This window comes from Yoonia sp. SWMV100 (assembly GCF_056108365.1).
Map to the genome: position 1 here is coordinate 602,299 of NZ_JBWBAQ010000002.1, position 10,626 is coordinate 612,924.

Here is a 10,626-nt window from a genome sequence, read left to right on the forward strand (position 1 = left end):
TCGCGCCCTGACGGGATCAAAACGCGACACTCAACATGGTTGACCAACCGGGTTGAACCGCAAGGTCGCCACCTTCTGTCGTTTCGGAATAAGCAACGCCCAACACTGTGTTATCGGCGATGCCAAACCCGGCACCCGCGTAGTACCCGATGTCTTCAGCAGACCCTTCCTCATAGGTATATCCGGCATAGAGCGTCGTTCCCTTGGGGGCAAAATCCGCCAGATGATACGCGACCGCGATGTCGTATTCGTCCTGTTCGCCGTCGAATGCATATGACGCTTCTGTGGCCCACGGTCCGTTTTCGTACGCGACGTCGATGCCAAAACCATCTGCGACATCTTCTGCGTGATTGAACCCATAGGATGCTTCAACGGTCAGCCCAAATGCAAACGCGACCTCGACGCTTAGACCTGATGCATTGGCGTCGGTTTTTTCGATATGTGACACGGTGTATGTTGTTTCTGCACCGCCGTGCTGCGCGGTGATGGCGACGGTCGCTGCAATGGCTTCGTCTTGTTCCGCTGACCCGTTGTCCCACGCAAGGCCAACTTCATAGCGGTCAGTGTCATAGCCGATGCCAACCGAAATTTCATCGTCATCGTCATTCATCAGATTTCGTGCGGACACCGCATAGCGAAATGCCCCACCGGTATCGCCACGCCAACGCAAGCTTGGATAGCCGTCTTTGTAGCGCACGACATCAATGTCCATGCCGTCAATATCGGTGTAGAAAAGCTCTGATGCGCCTTTTTTATTCATGTCACCATAGGCCAGCGTCCCGACAGGGGTCGTGAACGACAGTAAAACCGCGTCGTCATAATCGACTTCGTCTTCGCGCCAATTCAGCTTGTCTGCCTCGACTTCGTAGGACAGCGCCCAACCAAATCCATTGTCAAAGGTTTGGCCCACCTCAATTTCGAATTCACCTTCAAGATAGGTATGGTTTTCAAGTCGGTCATTGAAGCCAAAGGTCACTTTGCCTTCTGTGTCCAATTCAAACGCCGCAGCATGTGCCGATGCGGCCAGCGCAAGCGGGATCGTTGCGCTGTAAACAGCGGATAGTAATTTCATTTTGTCCCTCGCATATATGCGACGCAGGTCAGCCCCGCATATGTTTTGCCTTTTTGGCAGGTTTTTGTATTTTTGGCTGGCGGCTGCTGACTGCGTAACGTGCGTTAGCGCCGCGTCGTCGCGACAAACGCCTCGGATCTGATTTCGCGCAAACCTTCAGGTTCACGGATCAGAAATAGCGCCGCGATGTGATTGTCGTCGGCAAATTGCGGCCCCCTATCGGCCCCCAAAACATAAAGGACAGTGGCAAGCGCGTCAGCATCCATGCAAGCAGGGTGCAGAACGGTCACGGACAGCAGGTCGCCTTCCAATGGTGCGCCCGTGATCGGGTTAATCGTGTGTGATACATCGTGCCCGCCGATGCGGCGCCGATTTCGATGCCCTCCTGTCGTCGCAACGGCCATGTTGTTCAAACAAATTTCGTCAAAGACGATCCGGTCGTTGCCCGGCACCGGAAGCTCCACCCCCACTGTCCAGGGTGTGTCATCAGGCCCGCATCCGCAGCCGATGATTTCTCCGGATGCCTCGATCAAAAAGTTGGTGATGCCCAATGACCTTACGGCTTGGGCTGCTTTATCAACCGCAAATCCTTTGGCCAGCGCGCAGAGGTCAAGCGCAACATCGGCGTGTTTCAACACCGCCGGCGGATCTGCCCGCAGCGCAAAGCTGCCCAAGGCAGCACGTGCCGCTTCGGCGTAGGTTTCCTGCGCATCCGGTCGCGTGTCGGGCGCCGCATCCGGACCAAACCCCCATCTGTTCACCAGCTTGCCCAGCCCAATATTTATCGCGCCGTCAGATGCGCGCGCGTACCGATCCGCGCAGGCCATCACTGTGTGCATATCAGCGGGAATTGACAGGAACGCGCCCAACGGTCCGGCGTTCACGCGCATCACGTCACTGTCCGCGCGATAGGTCGACATCTGCGCATCAACCTGTTGCAAGGCGCCCAGCGCGGCTGTCGCCACATCGTCACAACAAATACCGGCAACTGGTATGTGGTACAGCTGCCATGCCCCCCCCATGACGGTGCCTTTTGCGTGGTGCATATCGGTGTTTTGATTGGTCATTGGTGTGTCCCCCCGCCCCGTGTGTCGGCGCGGGGGTCTCGCCTAGTTTACCGCAGTCACCAAAAGCGTCTCTGCTTCGGTGCCTACGAGGTTGTCATTTTCAGCAACCATATCGGCTGCGGTGTCGCCAAAATCATCGCTGACTGTTGCATCAGCGCCGACGCTAAGCAGATAAGCGACGACCGCAGGGTCTGTGCCTTTTAATGCTACATGCATCAGCGGAGACATCATTTCACCGTCTACAGTGTTCACATCAGCGCCCGCCGCAACAAGTGATGTAATGATATCAATCGAATGACCAATATCTGTCGCGGCCAGCACAGTGTTGACGCCTGCGGTGTTCGTCACTGTGGCATCCGCGCCGGCGGCCATGAAGGCTGCAATGATCTCTTCTGCGCCGGAACGGTCACGCCCTGTTGCAATCAACAGTGGTGTATTACCGTCGGTGTCGGTCACGTTGACCAATGCGCCCGCGGCAAGCAATTGCGCGACAACCTCGGGCGTGTTGCGTTCCGCGGCGTAGAACAACGGTGTTTTGCCATCGGCGTCTACACCGTTGACGTCATTGCCAGCGTCCAAGAACAGTTGCACGATGTCCGCGCTGTTGCGGTAGGCGGCAACAGATAACGCCGAGCGACCGTCGGATGTTGTCGCATCAGCGCTAAAGCCGTTTTCCATCAGGAAATTGAACACATCGACGCTGTCATTGCGCACCGCAGCAAGCAACAGCGCGTCAGATCCATCATCAGCGGTCACCGCATGAACATCGTCGGACAGCGCCATCATCGCTTTGATCACATCAAGGTTGGTATTGCGTTCCGCCGCGACCATAAATGCGTCAGCGCCGTTTGTGGTACGCGCAGAAATATCGGCGATCTGCGCAAGGTATTCGACAGTCGCAAGGTCTGTATTCTGCCCTGCAGCCGCCAGCGCCGCGTTGCGGCCTGAATCGTCGGTCGCGTTCGGGTCAAGCCCAACCGATACCAGATATTCAAACACCGCTTTGTCTTTTTGACCAAACGCCGCGAAACCCAGCGCGTTGCGTCCGGATGTTTCGGTGATGGTGACATCCGCACCCAGATCAACGATGCGCTGCACGGTCGCCAGATCGCCATAGCGGCCCGCCCAAAATAGCGCTGGGCGACCATCATGGCTGGGACGGTTCACATCGGCGCCTTGCGCCACAAGATAATCAATGATCTCGATCGCGGCACCGCCACGCAGCGCACGGACCAACGGTGTGTAATTGCCATCGCCAAGTTCCACAGGGTCTGCGCCCGCAGCAACTGCCGCTTGGACAGCAGCAAGATCAGCCTGTTCCCAGAAGTCGGAATCCAGCAGCAGGTTTTCGGCATGGGCCGGCAGCGCGAGGGTGCTGACAGAAAGAGCCAGAGCGGCCAGAGTTGATTTAATTTGAAAGCGCATTGCATTTCCTTTCGGGGTTGGTGACATCCGGCAATTGCCGGTTAATAGACATCTTCGAGGTAGCGATTGCGGCGTTTCAGTTCCTGCACGGAAAGCCCAATTTCGGCGGCCAGAATGTCAATTTCGTTGCGCACGGCAGTGGCCATTGCGGTGCCGCCGCAGACCATGATCGTGGCGCCCGCTTGGAGGCGGTCGATAAGGTGGGTGCGGTCATCGCGAATGCGATCTTGCACATAAGCACCAGTGTCGCCGCGCGACCACGCCGGACCAAAACGGCGCAGGCGTTTGGCCTGCAGCCAATCCTTGATGTCGCCCGCATAAAGCGCATCTTGGTGCGGGTCGCGTCCGCCCCAATACAGATCGACGCTGCGCCGCGGTGCGTTATGCCGGATCATTCCCGTAAAAGGCGCGATGCCGGTCCCTGCCCCAATCAAGACGACCGGACGGCGTTGCGGCATCTGGAACCTTTCGTTGCGCGCAATCGCAACGTCGATTTCATCGCCGATGTCCAGATCACACAGCCAACCAGAGCATTGACCGCCATCGACACGGCGCACCACAATTTCGAGGAACCCGTCGACGCGCGAACTGGATCCCAATGAATAGAGCCGCGGCACAGTGCTGTTTGGCGGATAAATGTGTACCAAGTCGCCCGGGCGATGCGCCGGCAGCCTTTTGGCCGCGAACCGCAGCACCGCGGTTGTTGCACCGATCGAAGCACCGAAGATCTCGCGGCGGACCAGACGCAGGGTTTTTGTTTTCGGACGCTTGGGTTCGTAATGCGCGTCCAGCGAAAGGCCCAGCGCAGCTGACAACTGGCGACACCAGTCCCGAAATGATTGCGCCGATTGTTTGTCAATTTCACACACAGGCATGATGGGAGCGCCCAGTTTTTCCGTCATCGCCGTATCGACGCGGTGCGCGTACCCGCAAAAATCGGGAAACGCTTTATCACCAAACGCAAGGGTTGCGTGTGCAACACCCGCCGTCTTGAACCGTGCGAGCAGGGTCAAAAAGCGGCTGGCCGATTTTGGTGCATCGCCATCGCCGTATGTCGCAGCAAGCACAAGCAGGTATTCGGCCTTGGGCAGTTCGCGGCGCAAGTCGTTCATCGCACACAGGCGTACGGGCCAGCCTTGTGCATGGAACGCAGCGTGCAGCGCCTTGCCAAAGCCCCATGTCGCATTCCCCTCAGAGCCGACAAGGATCACAACCTTGGCTGCGCCCGCAGATGCATTATTGCGGATGCGCCCGCGGCCTTGGCGCCGATTACGCCACCACACCAAGATGCCGGTGACGGTGAAAAACGGCACGCCCAGCGACGAGACAAACAGCACAATCGCCCACGGCCAAACGCCTTCGGCTGTGTGCAAAAGCGTGACAAAACCCATAATACGGCCCGACACTGGCAGCGGGTCGCGCGACAGTTCTGCCCCTGTAAACTGGTCGAAAAAGATATACGCAGCATCCGTCTTTATGGCCCACACATCAAACCAGTCGTCAGGAATGGGAAACACGACTTCTTCGGCTTCCGACAAAGCAACGGATTGCAGCCCTTGCAGGTCCCAAGGCGCCACAGGGTCGCGTTCCTCAACGCTTTCCGGATACGCTGGCGCGCGCCCCGCCCCCGCAGGGATCAGGTCGAACGTCACCGCAGAAAGCCACATGGCGGTCACGGCAGTGATCAAAAGCGGGATAAACAGCAACCGACCGACGATCGCATGCAGTGCGTCCGCCCCGCGCCCCTGAATGGGTGTCAATAATTGCCGCAAACCGCCCATGCGCCGCAAGAACAGCGCAAAGCCGGTGATGGTCAGGAATGCCATCGCAATCGCACCGATGGCAGACAAAATGCGCCCGCCTTCGCCCAAGGTGAACGACCTGTGCAGATCGCGCATAAAGGTATAAAGCGCCGGTTCTTTGCGTTCAGGTAAAAATGCCCCAGTCGCAGGATCAACAAAGCGCTCCTGCCTCCGGTTATTCTGTGCAAAGGTCAGTTTATACTGTCCTGACGCGTCGCGCTTTAGACGTTCGCCTGCGATACCCGGATTTGCAGCAGCGACGTGGCGCAGCATGTCGGCGACAGACAAATTGCCTGCGCCGCCATCGGACATAACACGGTCATAAACCGGCTGGGTCGCCAAGACGGTGCCGCTGACCGACAGAACCATGACAAGCAACGACAGTGTCAGACCGATCAGTGAATGAATGCTACGCCACATTGGAATTTAGTCCCACTTGTAGCGCAGATACCGCACGTAGCCGGTGCCCGGAATCTTTTCGCCCTGTGCCTCGGGGGTCAGCGCGACCTCGACGTCCGTGGGATGATTTTGCTGGTCCTCGACAGACGTATCGATCCGGACCGAATACCCCGCATCCATCACCTCGGGTTCAAGGTCGATGCGAATGACAGTGCGGTCACCCGGTGCCGTTGACGCACCCGTAACAGCCAAAAGATTTTCTTGGGCGCGCCCCACATATTTCCACCAACGCGGCTGATCAGGATACCAACGCTCTTCGTCGCCAGAAACCCACAACGTGCGGACAAAGCGGTTGCTGGGGTCAACAAGGTAAAGCGAAAAATAGGCGTCATCGCCGGCGTAGTCGTTAAGCTGGACAAGGAACGTCGCCTCGTCTGCCGCAACCTGACCGGCCGAAAGAACAGCGCCCAAGGCGAGCACCGTTGACGTGCTTTTCAAAAACGTACGCAGGCCAAACGAATGGATGGCCTGCGTACGTGGCAGGACATAAGAATCTTGAGAACGCAAAGTCGTCTCCAATTACGTTAGTTATTTTACGGGATTGGCTCGAAGACGGTGCGTCGCTGCACGCTTTGGCTTGGGATTTATTAGTTGATAGTTTTTGTAAGGTAAAGAGGGTAACCATGCTTTTGTGCAGTATGGTCTGGTCGCCCAAGGCCCATGCCGCGCGGTCCAACAGCCCGAACAAAGGCGGCGCGCATTCATCGTGTCGTCATAAAAATGCTGAATAAAGCCGCCGAAAATCAAATTTTGACGCAATAAGGTGCAGGGGTGGCCGGCGCCGGGCAAGCATGTCGGGTAGCGAACGCGCAGCGTCAAAGATGCTTGAACCCAAACCCGGCATATGAAAGATAAATTTAATGTTCGATAACAACGTGATGCATCAAGTCAGCGGCACTCGCCTTCGTCAACTGCGTGCAGTTTATTTTATGGCAAAATAGTGGCGCATTCGCGATGTAGCAGCGATGAATTCGGAAACATGTCCCTATTTTGCCCAAGAATGGGCTTAATATGTCGTCAAGGTTGAAGGCGGAAATCCGCGCAATCAACGCGTGAATAAACATCCCAAACACAGAGAATCATAGGAGAAATTAGGTTGGCAATTCGAGATTATAAGCAAGCAAGGAAGACACTGTTTGCAGTGGCTATCGCCAGCACAGCGATCTCACCCCTTGCAGCATATTCGCAAGAGATCACCCTGACATCCAATGATGGTGCAATTAACATCGTTGGTAATTTCATAGAATTTACAGACGACGCATACGTGGTTGAAACGGCGCTTGGCCGTTTGCAGATCAAAGCCGGCCGCGTGCAGTGTTCGGGCGATGCATGTCCACGCTTTGATGCGCCTGCATCTGACGTCGTCATGGTCGGGTCTGACACCATTGCCGAAGGTCTGATGCCATTCCTGGTCGAAGGCTTTGCCACATCAATGAACGGCGTCATCGAATCGCAAGATCAAGACGGCAATATCGTCACGTCCTTACTGGTTGCCGAAGGCGGCTTTGGCGACCCGATTGGGTCGTTCAGTGTCGCATCGACAGACACCGCCGGTGCATTTGCCGCGCTGCGTGACCCCAGCGTCAAAATTGGTCTGGCGACGCGCCGGATCGAACCCGCCGAAGCGCGCCAGTTGCGCAACTTTGGTGCAGGCAATATGATCGAAGTTGACCAAGAGCATATCGTCGCTGTGGATAGCATTTCGGTTATTGTCCACCCAGAGAACCCTATTACGACGATCTCGATCCAAAATCTGGACGGAATCTTTAGCGGTCGTGTGACAAATTGGTCCGAAATCGGCGGCCCTGACATGCCGATTACAGTTTACCGCAGCGATGACGGCTCTGGCACGCAAGCGGTTCTTGAATCTGTCATTTTCGAAGCCTCCGGTCGGACAATGCTGGATACCGCTGTCGTGGCGTCATCATATGATAACATGTCCAGTGCGGTCCGGAACGACCCGACAGCAATCGGCTTTATCCCGACGGCGTTTGAACGCGGGACACGCGCGGTCGCCCTGGAAGGGTCATGCGGGATCACGTCGCGCCCAACGGCGTTCAACGCAAAGACCGAAGAATACCCGTTGCAGCGTCGCCTGTACCTTTACAACCGTGCCGACAACGTTGACGCAACAACACGTGCGTTCATTGATTTTGCGAAGTCACCCGGTGCAGACGAGGCTGTCACAAAGTCTGGCCTGTTCGATCTTTCGATCGCAGAAGTTCCACAAGACCAGCAGGGTGGCCGCGTCCGTTCGGTTCTTCAGAACGCCGTTGATCCCTTTGAATTTGGTTTGGCGCGCGAAATGCTGCTCGACATGTTTGAATGGAACCGTCTGTCCACAACCTTCCGCTTTGCATCCGGGTCTGCACGCCTTGACGGCAAAGGTCAGTCCGACCTTGCGCGCCTGATCGACTACCTGAAGGAACAACCGGAAGGCACAGAAATGTCGGTTGTCGGCTTCACCGATGGCGATGGTGCTTTTGGTTCCAACCAACAGCTTTCCGTTGGCCGCGCCGAACAAGTCCTGGCCGAAATTCAGGCTGCTGCGGGTGACCAACTGTCAAACATCAACATGCAAGTCAAAGGCTTTGGGGAACTATCGCCAGCGGCATGTAATGACACACTCGAAGGTAAGCGTGTAAACCGCCGGGTCGAAATCTGGGTACGAACACCTGCGTAACCGCCCGTTCTTTCCCAAGTGGGCCATGTCGCTCACTTGGGAAACCCAATTTCATCCGGGACAAACCGGTCCCCGCCTTGACACCCCGCGTGACAGGCACTTTGGAGATTTATTATGAAACTAAGAGCGAAATTGTTGTCGGCGCTTGTTGCCCTCGCAATACCTCAGATGACCTTGGCCGATGGCGGCGTCACAAACGACACTGTACAGTTCGGTCAAATCGCGGCGTTGGATGGCCCCGCCGCGCAGCTTGGGCTTGGGATGAAGGAAGGCCTGTTGGCCGCCTTTGACGAAGTCAATCGCAATGGCGGCGTCAACGGGCGGATGCTGTCGCTTGATAGCTGGGATGACGGATACGAACCTGATCGCTCAACAGCTGCGATCAATCAAATGATCGCAGAGGACAAGCACTTTGCCCTGATCGGCAGCGTCGGTACCCCCACGGCCAGCGTTTTGCAACCGATCGCAACCGAAGCCCAGTTCCCGATGGTTGGTGCCTTCACCGGCGCAGGCTTTCTGCGCAATGCCAGCCTTGGCAACGTGTTCAACATCCGTGGCAGCTATGATGCGGAAACCGAACAATGGATCGCGCATTTGGTCGACAATATGGGCCTCACCCGGATCGCGATTCTGTACCAAGATGACAGCTTTGGCCAGGCTGGCCTCAGCGGCGTGAACAAAGCAATGACCGCGCGCAACATGACGCTTGTCGCCGAAGGAACGTATACGCGCAACACCACTGACGTAAAGGACGCGCTGCTTGCGATCCGCGATTCGAACCCAGAAGCCGTCGTCATGGTCGGGGCGTACAAGCCCATTGGCGAATTCATCAAACTGTCGCGCTCTTACGAGTTTACGCCAGAGTTCGTCACGATCTCTTTTGTCGGCTCGCAGGCACTGGCCGACGAACTATGGCCCGAAGGTGCGGGCGTGGTGATTAGCCAAGTTGTGCCATTTCCATGGGATAATTCGGTGCAGATTGTGGCGGACTACCAAGATGCATTGGTGGCCAATGACGTGAACGCGCTGTTCGGCTTTGTTTCTCTTGAAGGGTACATGGTGGGTCGCGTCACGATCGAGGCTCTTAAAAACGCGGGCGACACCCCGACCCGAGAGAGCTTTTTGCAAGCTTATGCGGGTCTGGGGACCTTCGATCTGGGTGGGATCGAAATTTCCCTTGGGCCGGACGACAACCAGGGAATCGACACGATCTTTATGACGCGTCTTTTGCCTGATGGTTTTTTCGAACCCATGTAAGCGCAACGCCCCGTCGTAAATGGGCTTAAACACGCAAAGCGACTGATCCCCCGGATCGGTCGCTTTTTTTATGCAAAATTTTGGATTCCCACGGCCATGTTCCGGCAGAACCTTTGCGTGTTTACGCCAAATTAATAGGCCGCACGTCATAACTCCCTTCATCGCCAAACGAAGGATGTCCCGTTTCCATGACAAGACTGGCAAGACTATGACCCAGAATTTCACGACATTTGATATGCCACCGACAATGGCGCATGAGGACTGTCAGAGGCTCCATAGCTTTCTGCGGGGCGCAGTGGATCAACCCGTCGCATTGAACTGTGCGGCGGTCGAACGGCTCAACGGACTCGCAGCGCAAACCATCAAAATGGCCCAATGCGCATGGGCCGCTAACAATATCACATTCAAGCTCATCAATATGACGCCCCCGATTACAGATGGGTTCGCGACACTTGGTTTGTCTGATCTCATAGAAAACGAGGGCACTGCTTGATGACCACACGCATTCTGGCAATCGACGACTCGCGCACCATCCGCAACCTGTTGACCATGGCACTTGAAGGTGCCGGTTTCGAAGTATCGACAGCTGTCGACGGCGTTGATGGGGTCAAAAAGTTCCAAGATGAACATGCAGACCTTGTCATTACGGACGTGAACATGCCCAACAAAGACGGCTTTGGCGTGATCGAGGATATTCGTGGCGGCAATAAAAACCGTGCCGTCCCGATTTTGGTTCTCACCACTGAAAGCGGTGCCGCGCTCAAAGAACGGGCGCGCAAATCCGGCGCAACAGGTTGGATCGTCAAACCGTTCAACGACGATTCACTAATTTCCGTCATTCGTCGCCTGACAGGAGCGTAA

The 10,626-nt window shown here is 56.2% G+C and carries 9 protein-coding genes; 4 read left to right on the forward strand and 5 right to left on the reverse strand.

The window, feature by feature from the left end; all coding sequences use genetic code 11:
• Positions 1–16: 16 nt before the first annotated feature.
• From ACXJGX_RS03100 to ACXJGX_RS03120, 5 genes are all read right to left on the reverse strand, one after another.
• On the reverse strand, positions 17–1,072 hold the full coding sequence (locus ACXJGX_RS03100; RefSeq protein WP_474778668.1) for a hypothetical protein: 1,056 nt from the start codon (positions 1,070–1,072) through the stop codon (positions 17–19).
• A gap of 104 nt (positions 1,073–1,176) precedes the next feature.
• Positions 1,177–2,139 (reverse strand): FAD:protein FMN transferase, encoded by a 963-nt coding sequence (locus ACXJGX_RS03105; RefSeq protein ID WP_474778669.1) that lies wholly within the window; start codon positions 2,137–2,139, stop codon positions 1,177–1,179.
• Positions 2,140–2,181: 42 nt separating this feature from the next.
• On the reverse strand, positions 2,182–3,564 hold the full coding sequence (locus ACXJGX_RS03110) for an ankyrin repeat domain-containing protein (protein WP_474778670.1): 1,383 nt from the start codon (positions 3,562–3,564) through the stop codon (positions 2,182–2,184).
• 41 nt (positions 3,565–3,605) lie between these two features.
• Complete coding sequence (locus ACXJGX_RS03115; protein ID WP_474778671.1) at positions 3,606–5,786, reverse strand: PepSY domain-containing protein; 2,181 nt, start codon at positions 5,784–5,786, stop codon at positions 3,606–3,608.
• Between the two features lie 6 nt (positions 5,787–5,792).
• Entirely contained in the window at positions 5,793–6,332 is a 540-nt protein-coding gene (locus ACXJGX_RS03120) for a DUF2271 domain-containing protein (protein ID WP_474778672.1), read from the reverse strand.
• A 634-nt stretch (positions 6,333–6,966) separates the two neighbouring features.
• Here ACXJGX_RS03120 and ACXJGX_RS03125 point away from each other — a divergent pair.
• From ACXJGX_RS03125 to ACXJGX_RS03140, 4 genes are all read left to right on the forward strand, one after another.
• Positions 6,967–8,508 carry a phosphate ABC transporter substrate-binding/OmpA family protein gene (locus ACXJGX_RS03125; RefSeq protein WP_474778673.1) on the forward strand — a complete coding sequence of 514 codons (1,542 nt, stop codon included), beginning with the start codon at positions 6,967–6,969 and terminating at the stop codon, positions 8,506–8,508.
• A 114-nt stretch (positions 8,509–8,622) separates the two neighbouring features.
• Positions 8,623–9,765 (forward strand): ABC transporter substrate-binding protein, encoded by a 1,143-nt coding sequence (locus ACXJGX_RS03130; protein WP_474778674.1) that lies wholly within the window; start codon positions 8,623–8,625, stop codon positions 9,763–9,765.
• A 208-nt stretch (positions 9,766–9,973) separates the two neighbouring features.
• On the forward strand, positions 9,974–10,258 hold the full coding sequence (locus ACXJGX_RS03135) for a hypothetical protein (protein ID WP_474778675.1): 285 nt from the start codon (positions 9,974–9,976) through the stop codon (positions 10,256–10,258).
• Positions 10,258–10,626 (forward strand): response regulator, encoded by a 369-nt coding sequence (locus tag ACXJGX_RS03140; RefSeq protein ID WP_474778676.1) that lies wholly within the window; start codon positions 10,258–10,260, stop codon positions 10,624–10,626. Before ACXJGX_RS03135 ends, ACXJGX_RS03140 begins: the two co-directional genes overlap by 1 nt.